The organism is Pseudomonas sp. D8002 (assembly GCF_013385695.1).
Taxonomy (GTDB): domain Bacteria; phylum Pseudomonadota; class Gammaproteobacteria; order Pseudomonadales; family Pseudomonadaceae; genus Aquipseudomonas.
In genome coordinates this window covers 29,975-48,872 of the sequence record NZ_JACAPM010000032.1, presented here as the reverse complement: position 1 = coordinate 48,872, position 18,898 = coordinate 29,975, and the positions used below count along the sequence as shown (strand labels likewise).

Here is an 18,898-nt window from a genome sequence, read left to right as displayed (position 1 = left end):
CCTACGCAAACGAGGAGTTTTTGTCTGATGAGTACTAAAAAGCCAGTTACCCCGCCCAAGAGCGAACTTGCGGGCACCGACACTCTGGACCGTGGCAACACCAACGCCAAGCTGCAAAGCCTGGAGACATTCCGCTCCGACGCGACGGGCCAGGCACTGCGCACCAACCAGGGCGTGAAGGTTTCCGATAACCAGAACAGCTTGAAGGTCGGCTCCCGTGGCCCATCGCTGCTGGAAGACTTCATCATGCGTGAAAAAATCACGCACTTTGACCATGAGCGGATCCCGGAACGTATCGTTCATGCTCGGGGTACCGGTGCCCATGGTTATTTCCAGACCTACGAAAACCACTCGGCGCTGACCAAGGCCGGATTCCTGCGTAACCCCGAACACAAAACCCCGGTATTTGCGCGTTTCTCTACGGTGCAGGGCCCTCGCGGCTCGGGTGATACCGTGCGTGACGTGCGTGGCTTTGCCGTGAAGTTCTTCACCGATGAGGGCAACTTCGACCTGGTGGGTAACAACATGCCGGTGTTTTTCATTCAGGACGCGATCAAGTTTCCTGACTTCGTGCATGCGGTAAAACCTGAGCCCCACAACGAGATTCCTACCGGCGGCTCGGCCCACGATACGTTCTGGGATTTTGTCTCGCTGCAGCCGGAGTCGGCGCACATGGTGATCTGGGCCATGTCTGACCGGGCGATCCCGAAAAGCCTGCGAACCATGCAGGGGTTTGGCGTGCACACCTTCCGCCTGGTGAATGCCGAGGGCAAATCCAACTTCGTCAAATTCCACTGGCGGCCTACCGTCGGCACCTGCTCCCTGGTGTGGGACGAGGCGCAGAAGCTGGCGGGCAAAGACACGGACTTCCACCGTCGTGACCTGTGGGAATCCATTGAAAGTGGCGATTACCCGGAATGGGAATTGGGCGTGCAGATCATCGCCGAAGAAGACGAGCATAAGTTCGACTTCGATATTCTCGACCCGACCAAGTTGATCCCCGAAGAGCTGGTGCCCATCACGCCGCTGGGCAAGATGGTGCTCAACCGCAACCCGGACAACTACTTCGCCGAGACCGAGCAAGTGGCGTTCTGCCCGGGGCATATCGTGCCGGGTATCGACTTCTCCAATGACCCGCTGCTGCAAGGCCGTCTGTTTTCCTACACCGATACGCAGATCAGCCGACTCGGCGGGCCGAACTTTCACGAGTTGCCGATCAACCGTCCGGTAGCGCCGTTCCATAACGGCCAGCGCGATGCCATGCACCGCACCACCATCGACAAGGGTCGCGCGTCCTACGAGCCGAACTCGATTGATGGCGGCTGGCCGAAAGAAACTCCGCCCGCGGCGCAGGACGGTGGTTTTGAGACGTATCCGGAGCGCATTGATGCCCACAAGATCCGTGAGCGCAGCGAGTCGTTCGGCGATCACTTCTCCCAGGCGCGCTTGTTTTTCCGCAGCATGAGCAAGCACGAGCAGGAGCACATCATCGCCGCCTACAGCTTTGAGCTGGGCAAGGTGGAGCGTGAATTTATTCGCGCTCGCCAGGTGAATGAGATCCTCGCCAACATCGACCTCGAACTGGCCAAGCGTGTGGCGCAGAACCTGGGCTTGCCAGCACCGACTAAAGGCACGGTGCCAGAGCGCAAGACATCTCCGGAACGCTCGCCAGCGTTGAGCCAGGCCAATTTGCTGTCGGGTGATATCAAGACCCGCAAGGTGGCGATTCTGGCGGCGAACGGTGTTGATGGTGCGGAGATTGATGCCTTGAAGAAGGCGCTTGAGGCCGCAGGTGCGCATGCGAAGTTGCTGGGGCCTACCTCGGCGCCGGTAACGACGGCGGATGGCAAGAGCCTGCCGGTGGATGCTTCCATGGAAGGCTTGCCTTCGGTGGCGTTCGATGCGGTGTTTGTGCCGGGTGGCGCCAAGTCGGTTCAGGCGTTGAGCGCTGATGGTGTGGCGTTGCATTACCTGCTGGAGGCCTACAAGCACTTGAAAGCAATTGCCCTGGCCGGTGAGGCGAAGCAGTTGCTGGATGTGCTGAAGCTTGAGGCGGATGCGGGCTTGATTGTGGGCGGCGACGCGAAGGCGTTTAAGGCGTTCTTTGCGGCGATTGCCCAGCATCGGGTCTGGGATCGGGAGCCGAAGGCTAAAGCTGTTCCGGCTTAAGGTATCGGTTGTTTGTTAGATCGCTTTCGCGAGCAAGCCCGCTCCCACATTTGACCGCATTCCAAAGTTGGAACTCGGTTAAATGTGGGAGCGGGCTTGCTCGCGAATGGCGTTATTCAGTCTTACGCGGAATCAGCACGACCTGCGCCGGAACCTTCTTCAGGATCTGCCGGTGAATCTTCAGGTCATACCCCGAATCGATGCGCTTCACCCGTTTGGTCAGCAACGTGGCCAGCCATGGGTAATCTTCGGTGCGCGGTGCCTGGATGCTCACATCGCACTGGTAATTCACCACATCGGTGGCGATCTCATCCAGTTGATGGCGCAGCGCCTCGATATCGGTGAGGTTCAGCGCAACCGTAGTGCTTGGCGCTGCCGGGTCGATGACCTTGGCCGGCGGCTTGGCTTCGGCGGCTTTCAGGGCGGCCTCGGCTTTGTCCAGCTCGACTTTACGGGCATGGGCGATCGCACTGTTGACGCCACCGGTCAGCGCCGGAGCCTTGGGCATCAATGCCCGTGCGCGGCTCAGGGCCGTCGCGGCAGCGTTGACATCACCCTTTTGCAGGACGATCTGGCTGCGCTGCAAATAGGCTTCGGCCAGTTGGCGCTGATAAGGCTCCAGCGCCGGGTCGTTGGGCGACTGGGCCTGCAAGGCGGCCAGCTCGTCTTCGGCGGTGGCCAGTTCACTGCTGGCGAGGTTTTGCTCCAGCTGTGCGATGGCCGCAGCACGTGCGTCCGGCGCCTGGGGGGCGGCGGGCGGGGTGCTTTGGCAGGCGCCCAGCAGCAAGGAAAATGCGGCAAGGAGCAGATAACGGGCGTTGAACAGCTTCATTCCTGCGACTCTCTAATTGCGCAAAAAGCGAGCAAGTCTACACCCCACGACGGGGCAGGACAAAACTCAGCAGAAACAGGGCGGCCGCCGTGACCACAATCGACGGCCCGGCCGGGGTGTCCTTGAACCAGGACAGCGCCAGGCCACCACACACCGCGAGCATCCCCAGAAGGCTGGCGCCGAGCGCCATTTGCTCCGGCGAGCGGGCGTGACGCTGGGCCGCAGCAGCCGGGATGATCAGCAGCGATGTGATCAACAATACGCCGACAATCTTCATCGCGACAGCGATCACCACGGCGATCAGCAGCATCAGGGTCATGCGCAGCGCCGCCACGGGCAAGCCTTCGACGGTGGCCAGTTCTTCGTGAACGGTGATCGCCAGCAGCGGGCGCCACAGCGTCACCAGCAGCACCAGCACTGCCGCGCTGCCGCCTAGAATCCACGCCAGGTCGGTGGGGCTGATCGCCAGCAGGTCGCCGAACAGGTAGGCCATCAGGTCGATGCGCACTTCATGCATGAAGCTCAGCACCACCAGGCCCAGGGACAAGGTGCTTGGGGCCAGGATGCCCAGCAGGGTATCGGAGGCCAGAGGCTGACGCTGTTGCAGGGTCACCAGCAGCACAGCCAGCAGCAGGCAGCCGACGGTGACGGCAATGGTCGGGCTCACATCCAGCAGAAATCCCATGGCCACGCCCAGCAGCGCAGCGTGGGACAGGGTGTCGCCAAAATAGGCCATGCGCCGCCAGACCACGAACGAGCCCAGTGGGCCCGCCACCAGCGCCAGAGCCAAGCCTGCCAGCAGGGCGTAGAGCAGAAAATCAGCCATGCTTGCAGCTATCTCCATGAACGTGGGTGTGGGATGCGGTGGAGTCATCGACTACAGCGCCATGCAGGTCATGGGCGTGGTCGTGATGGTGGTGGTAGATCGCCAGGCTCTGGGCGTTCTTGCCGAACAGCTCGACAAAAGCCGGATCGCCGCTGACTTGTTCCGGGTGGCCGGAACAGCACACGTGACGATTGAGGCACACCACCTGGTCGGTGGTGCTCATCACCAGGTGCAGGTCGTGGGAGACCATCAGCACGCCGCAACCATGGCGGTCCCGCAGGCGGGTGATCAGGCTGTACAGCTCGGCCTGGCCGGCGACGTCGACGCCCTGCACGGGTTCATCCAGTACCAGCAATTCCGGCTCGCGCAGCAGGGCGCGGGCCAGCAGCACTCGCTGCATTTCGCCGCCGGAGATGCTTTGCACCGGGCTGTCGATCACCTGTTCGGCGCCCACTTCCTTGAGGGCGGACTGTGCGCGGGCACGGTCGACACCGGGCACCAGGCGCAGGAAGCGCAGCACCGAGAGGGGCAAGGTCGGGTCCACATGCAGCTTCTGCGGCATGTAGCCGACCCGCAGCCTCGGCTTGCGCCACACGCTGCCGCTGTCGGGCTTGAGCAGGCCGAGTACGGCGCGCACCAGGGTGGTCTTGCCGGCACCGTTGGGGCCGATCAGCGTGACGATCTGACCTGGCTCGACGCTCAGGGCGATGTTGTCCAGCACGTTTTGCCCGGCGAACGTGACCCCGACCTGCTCCAGGCGGATTAACGCAGTGCTCATCAAGCCCCCTGGCAGCCCGAGCACACACCGACGACTTCGACGGTTTGCCCTTCGACCTTGAAGCCGACGTCGCCGGCGCTCTTGATGATGCTGTCGCTGATGCTTTTTTGCTCAAGTTCGATGGCGGCGTGGCATTCGCGGCAAATCAGGAACTGGCCCTGGTGCGCGTGTTCCGGGTGGTTGCAGCCGACAAAGGCGTTGAGCGACGAGATGCGGTGCACCAGGCCGTTGTCCAGCAGGAAATCCAGCGCGCGGTACACCGTGGGCGGCGCGGCGCGGCGGCCGTCCTGCTCGCTGAGCACGCCGAGGATGTCGTAGGCACCCAGCGGCTTGTGGCTTTGCCACACCAGCTCCAGCACCCGGCGACGCAGGGCGGTCAGGCGCAGGCCTTGGCGCGCGCACAAGGCGTCGGCCTCTGACAGTGCGCTGTGCACGCAGTGAGAGTGGTCATGGGGACGGCTGGCAAGCGGTGTTTTAGGCATGAGCGGCGACAGATATTTGTGAGAGACGTTATTATGTTACCTGTTCCTGCCTCCTTGAGTGGTCATCGTGTCCAGACTTTTTCCCGTTTTTGTCGTATTTGTCACCAGTTTGCTGCTTGCCGGTGCCGCTCAGGCGGAGGTTCGGGTGCTGACCAGTATCAAACCGTTACAACTGATTGCTGCTGCTGTGCAGGATGGCGTGGCGATTCCCGAGGTATTGCTGCCGCCGGGCGCTTCGCCGCATAACTATGCGTTGCGCCCTTCCGACGTACGGCGCGTGCAGTCGGTGGACCTGCTGTATTGGATCGGCCCGGACATGGAAAGCTTTCTGCCGCGTGTCTTGAAAGGCCGCAGCTTGCCGACGGTGGCGGTGCAGGACCTTCCGGGAATGAAACTGCGTCGGTTCGCCGAAGATAGCCACTCCCATGCTGAAGATGCCGACGAACATGATCATGACCATCGCCCGGGCAGCCTGGATGCGCATTTGTGGCTGTCGACGGTCAACGCCCGGGTGATTGCGAACCGCATGGCGGCGGACCTCAGCGCTGCCGACCCGGCGAACGCCGAGCGTTACCAGAGCAACGTGAAGGCCTTTGATGGCCGTATGGATGCACTGGACGCGCGCTTGAAGGCACGTATGGCGGACGTCGCCGGCAAGCCGTACTTCGTGTTCCATGAAGCCTTCGATTACTTCGAAGATGCCTACGGCCTCAAGCACACCGGGGTGTTCAGTGTGGCCGCAGAAGTGCAGCCGGGTGCCCAGCATGTGGCAGCGATGCGTACGCGTTTGCAGGAAGTGGGCAAGACTTGTGTGTTCAGCGAGCCGCCGTTGCGCCCGCGCCTTGCGGAAACGCTGGTGGCGGGTTTGCCGGTGAAGCTGGCGGAGCTGGATGCGTTGGGCGGCTACACGCCGGCCTCCGCCCAGGGGTATGAGCAGGTGCTGGAGAAGCTGGGGAATGACCTGGCTGGGTGCCTGGAGTCGCTCTGACAGACGCCGCATAACCACTGTGGGAGCGGGCTTGCTCGCGAATGCGGTGGATCAGTCAGCGCATCTGGTGACTGAAACTCCACATTCGCGAGCAAGCCCGCTCCCACATTTTGATCGCGTACGATCTTTACAGCGCGAACGGCAGCGGGGTCTTGACCTGCTGGCGTTGCGCCAGGCGCACCTGAAACTCGCGCGGGTCGTGGATCAGCACGTCCTGCCCGGCGAACGATTCCGCCGCAATCAGGCGTGACAGCCAGAACCGCACACAGGCCACACGCAGCATGGTCGGCCACAGCTCCGCTTCCTTGGCGGTAAACGGTCGCAAGCCCGCATAAGCCCCCAGCAACGCCCGCGCCCGTTGGCCGTCGATCACGCCGTCGGCGTCCGAGCACCAGTCGTTCAGGGCGATCGCCACGTCGTACAGCATCGGCCCCGAGCAGGCGTTGTAGAAGTCGATCAGCCCGGTCAGGTGCGTGCCTTCGAACATCGCGTTGTCGCGAAACAGGTCGGCGTGGATGTTTGCCCGGGGCAGCGCGAGGATCTGCGCCTTGTGCGCCTCGATCTCATCCAGCGCCGCTTGCAACAGGCCGCGTTGTTCCGCGTCGAGGTGCGAGATCAGTTGCGCGCCTTCGCTGAGCATCCAGTCCAGCCCGCGATCGGTCTTGCGTTCCAGCACCTTCTCGCCTTGGGTGGCGAGGTGCAGGTGGCCGAGCAATTCGCCCACTTGCACGCAATGCTGGGCGTTGGCGTCCTTGATGTGCTTGCCCGCCAGGCGCGGTTGCAGCAGCGCCGGTTTGCCCGCCAACTCGCGCAAGGCCACGCCGTCGGTGGTACGCAGGGCGTAAGGCACTGGCAAATCAGCGTCGTGGAGCACGTCCAGCAGTTCGATGAAGAACGGCATTTCCTGCACGGGGCCGCGTTCGACCAGGGTCAGGACAAATTCGCCCTGTTCCAGGCTGATGAAGAAATTGGTGTTTTCACTACCAGCGGCAATCCCCTGGAAATCAAGCAGGCGGCCGAGCCCGTAAGGGGCAAGAAAGGTTTCCAGCTCGGGCCGAGCCAGGGGGGTGAACACAGACATGGTTAAAACTGCCGTTACGGGCGCTGCGGGGAGCAGCGCCGATTAAAGTTAAGAAATCATTTCCATTCGAAGATCTTCCATGACGGGATCAGCATATCCGGCTGGTCAGAGCGGATGAAGTTCGCATCGGTTCCGTCCGCGCGCACCAGGAAGTAAGGCGGAAAGCCTTTCTGGGTCACCTTGATCGCGTACAGGAAACCATTCTGGCGGTATTCCTGAATGGTCTTGTCGCCTTCCGTGCGAATGGTGACTTCCGGGTCGCCCGAAGGGGCAGTATCTGCCGCCATGGCCACCATCGGAGTGAGTGCAATCAAGCCGGTCAACAACAGGCGATTTACTGTACGCATGATAACCTTGTCCCTTTGTCGTCATTGGTCCGGCTATTCTAGCGCCTGACCCGCCGAAAAGGTTGATCCTGCTCATGAGCCAAGCCCCCCTCGTCCTGGTGGACGGTTCTTCTTACCTGTACCGCGCCTTTCACGCGCTGCCGCCGCTCACCACTTCCAAAGGCCTGCCTACCGGCGCGGTCAAGGGCGTGTTGAACATGCTCAAAAGCCTGCGCAGGCAATACCCGAACAGCCCGTTCGCGGTAGTGTTCGACGCCAAGGGCGGGACATTTCGCGATGAGCTGTACGCCGAATACAAGGCCAACCGCGCGAGCATGCCCGATGACATGCGCGTGCAGATCGAGCCGCTGCACCAGAGCGTGATCGCCCTGGGCTTCCCGCTGCTGTGCGTCGAAGGCGTCGAAGCGGACGACGTGATCGGCACCCTGGCCCGCAGCAGCGCGGCCGCCGACCGTCCGGTGGTGATTTCCACCGGCGACAAGGACATGGCGCAGCTGGTCGACGGGCACATTACCTTGGTCAACACCATGACCGGTAGCGCCATGGACGTTGAGGGCGTGAAGGAGAAATTCGGTGTCGCTCCCGAGCAGATCATCGATTACCTGGCGTTGATGGGCGATTCGTCCGACAACATCCCGGGCGTTCCGGGCATTGGTCCGAAGACGGCTTCCGGCCTGTTGGTTGGTGTAAATGGCGGTTTGAAAGAGCTCTACGAGCAGCTCGATATCGTGCCGACCTTGCCGATTCGTGGTGCCAAGACCCTGGTCGCCAAACTGGAAGAGCATAAGGCGAGTGCGTTCCTGTCCTACGAGCTGGCAACGATCAAGATCGACGTGCCGCTGGACGTGGGCCTGGATGATTTGCACCTGATCGAGCCGGATCGCGAGAAGCTGCTGGAGCTGTACACGCTGCTGGAGTTCAAGAGCTGGATTGACGAGATTCAACGCGATGCCAAGCGCGTCGAGTTGAGCGCTGCTCCTTCGGCCGCGGTCGCCGAGGCAGCGGTTGAGGTGGTCGCGCCGGTTTCTGTGGAGCCGGTGTACGAAACCATCCTCACCCAGGCCCAGTTCGATGTCTGGCTGAAGAAGCTCAACGACGCCAAGCTGTTCGCCTTTGATACCGAGACCACCGGGATCGACGCCCAGAAAGCGCAACTGGTGGGTGTGTCGTTTGCCGTGCAGGCCCATGAAGCAGCCTACATTCCGCTGACCCACTCCTACATCGGCGCGCCGGAACAGCTGGATCGGGACACCGTGCTGCTGGCCCTGAAGCCGTTGCTCGAAGACCCGGAAAAACTCAAGGTCGGCCAGCACGCCAAGTTCGACATGAATATCCTGGCCAACTGCGCCATCGGTGGTGACCCGGCACACGGCATCACCGTACGCGGCATTGCCTTCGACACCATGCTTGAATCCTATGTGCTGAACTCCGTGGCGACGCGCCATGACATGGACAGCCTGGCGAAGAAGTACCTGGACCACGACACCGTCAGCTTCCAGGATATCGCCGGCAAAGGCGCCAAGCAGCTGACCTTTGACCAGATTGCCCTGGAGCAAGCCGGCCCTTACGCGGCGGAAGACGCGGATGTGACCCTGCGTTTGCACCAGGAACTGCACAAGCAGCTTGCCGCTATTCCTACCCTGGCCAGCGTATTGTCCGACATCGAGATGCCGCTGGTGCCCGTGCTGGCGCGCATTGAGCGCCAGGGCGCCCTGGTGGATGCCGCCTTGCTGGGCATCCAGAGCATCGAGCTGGGCAACAAGATGGTCGACCTCGAGCGCCAGGCGTATGAAATCGCCGGCGAGGAATTCAACCTGGGCTCGCCCAAGCAGTTGGGTGCGATTCTCTACGAGAAACTCGGGTTGCCGGTGTTGAAGAAGACCGGCAAGGGCCAGGCCTCGACGGCCGAGGAAGTCTTGGCCAAATTGGCTGAAGATGACTACCCACTGCCGAAAGTGCTGATGCAGTACCGCAGCATGAGCAAGTTGAAAAGCACCTACACCGACCGTTTGCCGGAGCAGATCAACCCGCGCACCGGTCGCGTACACACGTCCTATCACCAGGCCGTAGCAGCAACCGGGCGCCTGTCATCCAGCGATCCAAACCTGCAGAACATTCCGGTGCGTACCGCTGAAGGCCGGCGTATCCGCCAGGCATTTGTCGCGCCCAAGGGCTACAAGCTGCTGGCGGCGGACTACTCGCAGATCGAGCTGCGCATCATGGCGCATTTGTCCAAGGACGAAGGCTTGCTGAATGCGTTCCGCGACGACCTGGACGTGCACACCGCCACGGCGGCCGAAGTGTTCAAGGTTGAGTTGACCGAGGTCACGTCCAATCAGCGTCGCAGTGCCAAGGCGATCAACTTTGGCCTGATCTACGGCATGGGCGCCCAAAAGCTGGGCAAGGACATCGGCGTCGACACCAAGACTGCCAAGGCTTACATCGATGTGTACTTCGCCCGTTACCCGGGGGTGCGCGAGTACATGGAGCGCACCCGTGCCCAGGCGGCTGATCAGGGTTATGTGGAAACCCTGTTCGGGCGCCGCCTGTACCTGCCGGAGATCAATTCCAACAAGCCTCAGGAGCGTGCTGGCGCCGAGCGTACGGCAATCAACGCGCCGATGCAGGGCACTGCGGCCGATATCATCAAGAAGGCCATGGTCAAGGTCGACAACTGGCTGACGGACTCGGGCCTGGACGCCAAGGTCATCCTTCAAGTGCACGATGAATTGGTGCTGGAGGTACGTGAGGACCTGGTGGCTGAAGTCAGCGCGAGGATTCGTGAACACATGAGCGAGGCGGCAAAGCTGGATGTGCCGCTGGTGGTAGACGTCGGCGTGGGCGACAACTGGGACGAAGCGCACTAAGCCTGGTGCCTGGGCCGCGGCATCATGCCGCGGCAGCGCTTTAGATCGGAAAACGCGGCGGGTTATTTCCAATAGTTTTTTGAACGTGCCGGAACTTAACCCGTGAATTGCTACTCAGAGTTACTGAATGGGTGGTGAAGCCCTTCAATGCTCCTATGTTGTGTTAAGTGTTGGCAGATATCTGGACCCCGCCCTAGCGGTCCGGAACTTGGACCCCGAACTTCCCCTCCCCATACGAAGTCCGGGGTTTTTTTTGCCCCGAGTTTTTACTCGGCGGCTTCCGAACCCTTGTCAGCCAGTTCCATCCAACCTGCCAATACAGTGTAGGCATCTTCCAGGCCCATGCGTTTTGGCGCCGAGAACAACTGGATAGTCACCGCATCACCCCAACCCTTACGGATTTCCGCCTGCACTTTGAGCAGGGTGTTTTTCGCTGCGCCGTAGGTCAATTTGTCGGCCTTGGTCAGCAGGACGTGCATCGGCATGCCGCTGGCGACGGCCCAATCGAGCATCAACAGGTCGAAGTCGGTCATTGGATGACGGATGTCCATCATCAGAATCAAACCCTTCAAACTCTCCCGGCCACCCAGATACGCTTCGAGGTGACGCTGCCAGTGCAGCTTCAGCGGGATAGGTACTTTTGCATAACCGTAGCCCGGCAGGTCGACCAGACGCCGATCATCGTCTAGCTTGAAGAAGTTGAGGAGCTGTGTGCGCCCCGGGGTTTTCGAGGTACGGGCCAGGCTGGCGTGGGTCAGGGTGTTCAGCGCGCTGGACTTGCCGGCGTTGGAGCGGCCGGCGAATGCGACTTCGAAGCCTTCGTCATCGGGGCATTGGTCGACTTTGGCGGCGCTGAGCATGAAGGTGGACTGTTGGCACAGGCCGAGGATGGGATTCTTGAGTTGCATGAGTTTTCCGATGTGGGCGGTGCCGGGAATAGGTGCGGCAAGCGGTGTCGTTTCCGTTTCAGTAGCGCCAGTATATAATGCCGCAGATTTTGTGTGTGCTTTGTCCCAGCGAAGGATGAAGTTCACGGGAGCGATAGACCTTTATTGCGCATTAGAACGCAAAACGCTCTCAAACCCTGAAAAGGTCGATGTATGACCAAGTGGCTGCTGGCCTTCGGTTTCTTGATGCCACTTTACAGTGCGCAGGCTACACAGGAACCGGAGGCTGTGTACAACCGCTTTTGCGGGGCCTGCCATGCCGGACAGCTGCCCAACGCCCCTGGACGGGGTGACCAGGCAGCCTGGAAGCCAAGATTGGCTCAAGGTATGGACACGCTGGTGCAACACGTGACCCAGGGTTTCAAGGCGATGCCGCCGCGTGGTTTGTGCATGGACTGCAGTACCGAGGATTACCATGCCGTCATTCAGTTGATGGTGAGTGAACCCGGTCCATAACTCTTTAACCCTTAGCCGTAGTTGGATTAGCTGATGAACAAACTGATCGTGAGTCTGCTGTTGACCCTGGGCATCACCGGTGTTGCCCATGCCGCAGGCGACGCCACTGCTGGCCAGGCGAAAGCCGCCGTATGTGGTGCTTGCCATGGACCGGACGGTAACAGCCCGGCGCCTAACTTTCCAAAACTGGCCGGCCAGGGTGAGCGTTACCTGACCAAGCAGATGCACGACATCAAGGATGGCAAGCGTACGGTCCTGGAAATGACCGGCTTGTTGACCAACCTCAGCGATCAGGACCTGGCGGATATCGCGGCGTATTTTGCCAGCCAGAAAGGCAGTGTGGGAGCTGCTGATCCGAAACTGGTGGCCCGCGGTGAAGAATTGTTCCGCGGCGGCAACCTGGAAAAAGGCATGCCTTCCTGCCTCGGCTGCCACTCGCCTAACGGCGCAGGCCTTGCTGCCGCTGGCTTCCCGCACTTGAGCGGCCAGCATGCCCAGTACATCGGCAAACAGCTGACAGACTTCCGCGAAGGCAATCGCACCAATGACGGCGATACCAAGATCATGCAGAGCATCGCCGCGAAACTCAGCAACAAGGACATCGAAGCCGTGTCCCAATACATCCAGGGCCTGCACTAAGTGCCCCGGCTACGTTAACGCTCGATTAATCCGTCGATGCAAGCATAAAAAGGGTGGCCCAGGCTGCCCTTTTTTGTGGCCGGTGCCGTTACACTAACGAACTCATGCCCGCGTAGACCTGTCACAACAAAGGTCGCGTGAGGCGACTTTATTTGTCCAGGAGTAAAGCATGCGTAATCTGATCCTCAGCGCCGCTCTCGTCACTGCCAGCCTTTTCGGCATGACCGCACAAGCTGCCGATAATGTGCCGCTTGAAGCCGGTAAAACCTACGTTGAGCTGGCCAATCCTGTGCCGGTTTCCGTACCGGGCAAGATCGAAGTGGTGGAGCTGTTCTGGTATGGCTGCCCGCATTGCTACGCTTTTGAGCCAGTCATCAATCCGTGGGTCGAGAAGCTGCCTGAGGACGTGAACTTCAAACGTATTCCTGCCCTGTTCGGCGGCCCATGGGACGCCCACGGCCAGCTGTTCATTACCCTGGACACCATGGGTGTAGAACACAAGGTTCACGCGGCTGTCTTCAATGCCATCCAGAAAGAAGGCAAGCGCCTTGTGAAGCCTGAAGACATGGCCGATTTCGTCGCCACCCAAGGCGTCGACAAAACCAAGTTCCTGGAGACATTCAACTCGTTCGCTGTGAAGGGCAAGATGGCCCAATACAAGGAACTGGCCCAGAAATACGGCGTGCAAGGCGTACCGACGCTGATCGTCAACGGCAAATACCGCTTTGACATCGGCAGTGCCGGCGGCGAAGAGCAGGCGCTGAACGTGGCCGACCAATTGATCGCCAAAGAGCGCGCAGCCAAGTAAGGGGCCCGTCATGCGTCGCTGGGGTACTGAACGTGTCGTTGGCCTGCATGACCCGAAGGTCAACGAACATCACCTGGAATCCACGGGCCTGCCGGCTGACAGTCGGTTGCGCCTGCTCAGTTTCAATATCCAGGTGGGCATCAGCACCGAGAAATACCGGCACTACCTGACCCGTGGCTGGCAGCACCTGCTGCCCCACAATGGGCGTGCCGGTAATCTGCAGAAGATCGGCGACCTGCTGGGCGATTTTGACCTGGTAGCCCTGCAGGAGGCCGATGGTGGCAGCCTGCGCTCCGGCTACATCAACCAGGTCGAACACCTTGCGCAACTCGGTGCCTTTCCCTACTGGTATCAGCAACTCAATCGCAACCTCGGCAAACTCGGCCAGCACAGCAATGGTGTGCTCAGCCGCCTGAAGCCGTGGGCGATCGAGGATCACCCGTTACCCGGTCCAAAAGGCCGCGGGGCGATTCTCGTGAGGTTCGGCGAAGGGCCGGAAGCGTTGGTCGTGGTGATGATGCACCTCGCGTTGGGGGCACGAACCCGCACCCTGCAGTTGGCCTACATCCGCGAGTTGATTGGCAACTACAAACACCAGGTGCTGATGGGGGACATGAACACCCACGCCAGCGACCTGCTACAGAATTCCCCGTTGCGCGACCTTGGGTTGCTGGCGCCGCAAGTCGAAGCCACCTTTCCCAGCTGGCGACCGCAACGTTGTCTTGATCACATCCTGCTCAGCCCGACCCTGACACTCGAAAGTGTGCAGGTACTGGCGCAGCCCATCTCCGATCACCTGCCCGTCGCGGTAGAGATTCGTCTGCCGGGTTCGCTCACGGCTGATGCATTGCCCGCGTTGAGCCCCGGCCCTCGCGGACCCCTTGCATGAGCGACGACGCCCAGCGTTGGAAAGAGAAATACCTTAAAAGCGTCGAGCAACAAGAAAAGCTCGAGCGTCGCTGGGCCGCCCGCCTCGACCTGCTGCGCCGAGGGCTGGTGCGCAGCACCCTGGCGGCAGAAGGGACCGACCGAGCGGTTGACCAATGCATGAAGGAAATGCGCGATGTGGTGCGCACCGACGACATGGACGCCGCCCTCGCTGCATTGCTGCCGCGCCTGGAAAAGGCCGTGCTGGATTCGGAGCAGCGCCGCGAAACCCGGGTTGACCAGATCGGCAGCGCGTTGACGGCTCTGGTCACTCAGTTGCAGAAACTGCCCTTGCCACGGGACGTGAGTCGCCCGCTGAAGGCTTTCGCCAAGCAGCTGGACGGTCGGGTTGGCCAGGCGCGGGAGATCCCGCTGTTGCTGAGCGAGCTGAGCGGCCTCCAGGGGCAGGCGCTGAGTAACCTGGAGCCGGAGGGCGAAACCAGCCGTTCGAGCCCGGGGCTGTTGCAGCGTCTGTTTGGCACCAAGGACGCAATCGACACGCCGGAGGTTGAAGCGCTCACGCCATCCCGCTCGGCTTCTCCGGCGCCTGCTGCGCCAAAGCCCAGCCCGGTGGATGAAGTTGAAGCGCCGGCGCAATCGGCGGAACTGGCCCAGGCGCTGCGGGCTTTTGCACCGCAGCCGAAGGTCCCGGCCCCCATCGAGTCGCCCCCTGAGCCGGTATCGCCAGTAGAGGCTACCGACGCTGTCAGCGAAGCGGTGCCTGTTGTTCCGGCCGTCGCGGTCACAGCGCCTGTCGTCGAGGCACCCGCTACGCTTATCGAAACGCCAGAACCCGAGCAACCGATCGAAGCGGAGGTTGAGCTTGAGAGCGCTCTCGCCGCCATGGTCGAGGTGCCAGAGGTGCAGGCCCGTGAGCCGGAGCGGACAGAGATCGGCAGTCTTTCCCTGCCCCCGGTCCTGGCCGATGAACCGCAAGAATCGCCCGAGCAGGCAGAGCTGAACCCAGACGAGCTGCAAGCGGATCAAGCCTACGCCCTGCCCGACACCCCCGAGCCGTCTTACAGTTCGGTGGCCAAGCACATCGAAGATACCCTGCTCGGCTTACTGGAAGACCTCTCGCTGCCCGAGCGCCATCGGCCCCAGGCCGAAGCCATGCGTGAACGCCTGGCCCACGGATTGAACTGGTACGAATTGCTGCCGATCCTCGATGACCTGGCGGTGTTGATGCTGGCGATCACCGACAGCGGCCAGCACGAGTTTGAAGCCTACCTCAAGCAGCTCAACGATCGTCTCGAGGCGTTCCAGGGGCACCTGCAGGTCGCCAGTGACGGCCACGCCGACAGCCGCTCGGCGGCCAGGGAACTGGATACCCAGATCCGCGAACAAGTGGATGGTTTGCAAACCAGCATGCAGGACGCCGCAGACCTCGACAGCCTCAAGCACGTGCTGGAGAGCCATCTCGAAGGGTTGCTGGGCACCATGGATGAACATCGCCACCAGCGTGACCAGCGCGAACAGGAAGTGGCTGCACGGCTCAAGGGCCTGGCCGAACGGGTCGCCAATATGGAGCAAGAGGCTCAGGGCTACCGTGAACACCTTGAGGTTCAGCGCCAGAAAGCCCTGATCGATCCGCTCACCGGACTACCCAACCGCGCGGCCTGGAGCGAGCGCCTGGAGCAGGAGGTCAACGCCTGGCACCAGCGTGGAAATAACCTGTCACTGGCCATGCTGGACCTCGATCACTTCAAGCGCATCAACGACGGCTATGGTCATCTGGCGGGCGACAAGGTGCTGAAAATCATCGCCACGGTGCTTCGCAAACGCCTGCGGCCGAACGACTTCATCGCGCGTTTTGGCGGTGAAGAGTTTGTACTGCTGATGCCCAACTCGTCGCTGTCCGATGCGTTGGCGGTGGGTGAAACCCTGCGTGCAGCCATCCAAGCCTGCCCGTTTCACTTCAAGGGCGAACCGGTGACGATTACGGTGTCCATGGGCATGGCGCAGTTTCAGCCGGGAGAACGCAGTGACCTGGCGCTCAAGCGCGCTGACGAGGCGTTATATCGTGCCAAGGCGGCGGGGCGTAATCAGGTGCAGGCGGCCTGACCGGAAATGTTCCATTTTGTTTAAAACATCGCATTTGGCCGCCTGGCAGCAAACGGTACGTTACACTGTTGCATTATCGTCTTAAGCGTACTATTTGCTGCCATGAAACTTCTGTGTTCTGCCTTTCTGTTTCTCCTGCTCGCCGGTTGCGCGAGCGGCCCTCGCCTGGACACCAGTCATCCTTCGGTGAACCACGACAATCGTGTGCAGTTTGTCGTCGTGCACTACACCTCGGCGTCCCTTGAGCGCTCCCTGGCGCTGTTGACCCATGGCCAGGTCAGCAGTCATTACCTGATCGGTGATAACGCCTCGGCCACCATCTATAAGCTCGTGGATGAAAGCCAGCGCGCCTGGCATGCCGGAGAAAGTGAATGGATGGGCCGCACCTGGCTCAACTCCAGCTCCATCGGGATCGAGATCGTGAACCCGGGTTATCGGGATTTGCCGACGGGCCGCGTCTGGTATCCCTATTCCGAAGCGCAGGTGCAGTCGCTGGTGGTGCTGCTCAAGGACATCACCAAACGCAACGGCATCGACCCGCGAAACATCATCGGCCATAGCGACATTGCCCCGCTGCGCAAGCTGGACCCGGGGCCGTTGTTCCCCTGGAAGCGCCTGGCGGATGAAGGGCTGGGCATGTGGCCGGACGCCAAGGCGGTGGCCCGTTACCAGGTGCAGTACGCAGCCGATCTGCCGAGCATTACCTGGTTCCAGGAAGAGTTGGCGAAGCTGGGCTATCCGACGCCGCAGACGGGCGAGCTGGATGTGGCGACGCGGCATGTGGTGGCCGCGTTCCAGATGCATTTCCGGGCGTCGCTGTTTGATGGGACGCCGGATGCCGAAAGTGCTGCGATCCTGCGGGCGTTGAATCACCAATAACGGTTGGCGCGTTGGTCCTACAGGGGCAACGCCATGTAGAACTGCGTCCCCTGCCCCGGCCGCGAATACACCCCCATGCGGCCACCGTGCAATTGCACGATCTCCTTGCACAGCGCCAGGCCCAGCCCGGCGCCGCCTTTCTTGCGGCCTACCTGCACAAACGGTTCGAAGATTCGTCCCTGCTGGCCGTAGGCAATGCCTTCACCGTTGTCTTCAACGCTGACAATCACCCGTTCGCCATGACGACGCGCCTGCAAGCGGATCTGCCCACCGTCGGCTGTGTGCCGCAGGGCATTGCCCAGCAAATTGTCGAGCACCCTTTCCAGCTGCGCTCGATCGGCATGCAACCTCGGTAGCGGGGATTGTTCCTCAACCAGCAGCTCGATGTTCTGTGCATTCGCCTGCTCCGCGAAGCGGGCGCGGGCATGTTCGAGCAGGTCGCTGATGTCACACGGGCCCAGGGTGAGTTTCTGCAAGCCATTCTGGTAGCGCGAGAAGTTGAGCAAGTCGTTGATCAACTGCATCAGGCGCTGCATTTCCTCGTTGACCGTATCCAGCAGGTCCGCTTCGCGCGACTCCGCAGGAAACTTCGCCCGTTCCCGGAACAAGCCGAAGGCCATGTGCATGCCCGTCACCGGCGTGCGTAATTCATGGGACGCGCGCAATACAAACTCACTGCGCACTCGTTCAAAGGCACGCTGTTCGGTAACGTCATGCAGCACCATCACCGCGCCCAGAATGTGCCCCTGGGTATGGCTGACCGGCGTCAGGCTGTACGTCAGCAGGCGCAGCTCACCCTCAACCTCTACTTCCAGGTCTTCAGGTGCGCGCTCCAGGTTGCCGCCGCGCAGTACCAGCTGCAGCTGTTCATCCAGTTCCGGGCGGCCCAGGGCGTCGCCAAGGCCTTGGCCCAGGCGATTCTCGTCCCAGCCGAGTTGACGTTGTGCCACCGGGTTAAGGTGTTCCAGGCGACCCTGGCGGTCGATCATCAGCAGGCCGTCGTCGATGCTGTCGAGCACCGCCTGCAGGCGTTGTTGCCCGGCCAGCAGCTCATCGACATTGGTTGCCTGATGCTGGCGCAACGCCTCGGCCATGATGCCGAAGCGTCGGGTCAGCAGGTTCATTTCCGCTGCGGATGAAATGGGCAGCGTGACTTCGAAGTTGCCCTGGCCGATCTTGTCGGCGGCCTTGGCCAGCGCTTCGATCGGCCCGCCAAAGCGTCGGGCGATACCGTGGGCGGTAACGAAACCGATGATCAGCACCGCCAGGCCGACCAGGCCCAGCAGGCCGGCAATCAGCAGCGCACGTTCACGGGACTTGTGTTCGGTATCGTTGATGTTATCCAGGGCTTTCTTGTGCTCGGCGATCAGGCCGTTGCGCAGGATGTTGAAGCGTTTGGTCAGCTCGTCGTTGTTGCGCAGTTGCGGCGGAGCATTCTCCTTTTCATCGAACGCCTCGAGAAAGCTCAGGTAATTGGTCTTGGCCTGGGTAAAACCGCTGGTTACCGCGTCCTTTTGTTCGTGGTCGATACCTTGCTGCAACAGGGCGAAATAGCGTTGCTTGGAGTCCTCCAGCGCAGCGGTATTCGGCTGTTCATTGAGCATGATCATCAACTGGTCGCCGAGGGTCTGCCGAAGCTTGAGCCCCAGGTCCAATGTGATGAAGTTGCTGCGAATCAACGATTCCTGGGTCTTGGCCATTTGCATGACGCTCACCAACCCCAGCAGCAACCCCAACAGGGCGACGGTGATCAGCGCGGAAATACTCAGGAACAACCGAGTGCGCAGGGTCATCGCAAGCTTCATAGG

The 18,898-nt window shown here is 61.2% G+C and carries 17 protein-coding genes; 9 read left to right on the top strand and 8 right to left on the bottom strand.

Annotation, left to right across the window (positions count from 1 at the left end; all coding sequences use genetic code 11):
* The first annotated feature begins 27 nt into the window (after nt 1-27).
* Nucleotides 28-2,169: a catalase HPII gene (gene katE, locus HX807_RS18265; protein WP_177028121.1), complete on the top strand. Its 2,142-nt coding sequence runs from the start codon at nt 28-30 to the stop codon at nt 2,167-2,169.
* A 112-nt stretch (nt 2,170-2,281) separates the two neighbouring features.
* Here katE and HX807_RS18260 read toward each other — a convergent pair whose 3' ends face one another.
* Genes HX807_RS18260 through HX807_RS18245 form a run of 4 tightly spaced genes read right to left on the bottom strand, consistent with a single transcriptional unit; the run spans nt 2,282 to nt 5,087 of the window.
* Nucleotides 2,282-3,001: a PA5502 family lipoprotein gene (locus HX807_RS18260; protein WP_003214825.1), complete on the bottom strand. Its 720-nt coding sequence runs from the start codon at nt 2,999-3,001 to the stop codon at nt 2,282-2,284.
* 37 nt (nt 3,002-3,038) lie between these two features.
* Nucleotides 3,039-3,827, bottom strand: coding sequence for a zinc ABC transporter permease subunit ZnuB (znuB, locus tag HX807_RS18255; protein ID WP_003214823.1), 789 nt, complete (start codon nt 3,825-3,827; stop codon nt 3,039-3,041).
* Complete coding sequence (gene znuC, locus HX807_RS18250) at nt 3,820-4,605, bottom strand: zinc ABC transporter ATP-binding protein ZnuC (protein WP_008439630.1); 786 nt, start codon at nt 4,603-4,605, stop codon at nt 3,820-3,822. Before znuC ends, znuB begins: the two co-directional genes overlap by 8 nt.
* Nucleotides 4,605-5,087: a Fur family transcriptional regulator gene (locus tag HX807_RS18245; protein WP_003214819.1), complete on the bottom strand. Its 483-nt coding sequence runs from the start codon at nt 5,085-5,087 to the stop codon at nt 4,605-4,607. Before HX807_RS18245 ends, znuC begins: the two co-directional genes overlap by 1 nt.
* Nucleotides 5,088-5,145: 58 nt before the next feature.
* On the opposite strand from HX807_RS18245, the gene HX807_RS18240 reads away from it, so the two are divergent.
* Nucleotides 5,146-6,075 carry a zinc ABC transporter substrate-binding protein gene (locus HX807_RS18240; RefSeq protein WP_008439631.1) on the top strand — a complete coding sequence of 310 codons (930 nt, stop codon included), beginning with the start codon at nt 5,146-5,148 and terminating at the stop codon, nt 6,073-6,075.
* Nucleotides 6,076-6,202: 127 nt separating this feature from the next.
* Here the strand turns inward: HX807_RS18240 and HX807_RS18235 are convergent, their stop codons facing one another.
* Nucleotides 6,203-7,156 (bottom strand): homoserine kinase, encoded by a 954-nt coding sequence (locus HX807_RS18235; protein WP_102367835.1) that lies wholly within the window; start codon nt 7,154-7,156, stop codon nt 6,203-6,205.
* A gap of 56 nt (nt 7,157-7,212) precedes the next feature.
* The gene (locus HX807_RS18230) at nt 7,213-7,503 is read right to left on the bottom strand and encodes a DUF2782 domain-containing protein (RefSeq protein ID WP_003214814.1); all 291 of its coding nucleotides are present in this window, start codon (nt 7,501-7,503) and stop codon (nt 7,213-7,215) included.
* A gap of 74 nt (nt 7,504-7,577) precedes the next feature.
* Between HX807_RS18230 and polA the strand changes: the two genes are divergently transcribed.
* The gene (gene polA, locus HX807_RS18225) at nt 7,578-10,370 is read left to right on the top strand and encodes a DNA polymerase I (RefSeq protein WP_177050654.1); all 2,793 of its coding nucleotides are present in this window, start codon (nt 7,578-7,580) and stop codon (nt 10,368-10,370) included.
* 266 nt (nt 10,371-10,636) lie between these two features.
* Here the strand turns inward: polA and yihA are convergent, their stop codons facing one another.
* Entirely contained in the window at nt 10,637-11,278 is a 642-nt protein-coding gene (gene yihA / locus HX807_RS18220; RefSeq protein WP_003214811.1) for a ribosome biogenesis GTP-binding protein YihA/YsxC, read from the bottom strand.
* A gap of 192 nt (nt 11,279-11,470) precedes the next feature.
* On the opposite strand from yihA, the gene HX807_RS18215 reads away from it, so the two are divergent.
* From HX807_RS18215 to HX807_RS18190, 6 genes are all read left to right on the top strand, one after another.
* Nucleotides 11,471-11,773 carry a cytochrome c5 family protein gene (locus HX807_RS18215; RefSeq protein ID WP_003214809.1) on the top strand — a complete coding sequence of 101 codons (303 nt, stop codon included), beginning with the start codon at nt 11,471-11,473 and terminating at the stop codon, nt 11,771-11,773.
* Between the two features lie 33 nt (nt 11,774-11,806).
* Nucleotides 11,807-12,412: a cytochrome c4 gene (locus HX807_RS18210; RefSeq protein ID WP_003214807.1), complete on the top strand. Its 606-nt coding sequence runs from the start codon at nt 11,807-11,809 to the stop codon at nt 12,410-12,412.
* Between the two features lie 169 nt (nt 12,413-12,581).
* Nucleotides 12,582-13,220: a thiol:disulfide interchange protein DsbA/DsbL gene (locus HX807_RS18205; protein WP_087694548.1), complete on the top strand. Its 639-nt coding sequence runs from the start codon at nt 12,582-12,584 to the stop codon at nt 13,218-13,220.
* A gap of 10 nt (nt 13,221-13,230) precedes the next feature.
* A complete protein-coding gene (locus HX807_RS18200) occupies nt 13,231-14,109 on the top strand; it encodes an endonuclease/exonuclease/phosphatase family protein (RefSeq protein ID WP_003214803.1) in 879 nt (292 codons plus the stop codon).
* A complete protein-coding gene (locus tag HX807_RS18195; protein ID WP_177050651.1) occupies nt 14,106-16,211 on the top strand; it encodes a GGDEF domain-containing protein in 2,106 nt (701 codons plus the stop codon). The genes HX807_RS18200 and HX807_RS18195 overlap by 4 nt, the downstream gene beginning before the upstream one ends.
* Nucleotides 16,212-16,313: 102 nt before the next feature.
* Complete coding sequence (locus HX807_RS18190) at nt 16,314-17,090, top strand: N-acetylmuramoyl-L-alanine amidase (protein WP_008439640.1); 777 nt, start codon at nt 16,314-16,316, stop codon at nt 17,088-17,090.
* A 17-nt stretch (nt 17,091-17,107) separates the two neighbouring features.
* On the opposite strand, the gene HX807_RS18185 is transcribed toward HX807_RS18190, so the two are convergent.
* Entirely contained in the window at nt 17,108-18,895 is a 1,788-nt protein-coding gene (locus HX807_RS18185) for a KinB sensor domain-containing domain (protein ID WP_008439641.1), read from the bottom strand.
* Nucleotides 18,896-18,898: the final 3 nt, after the last annotated feature.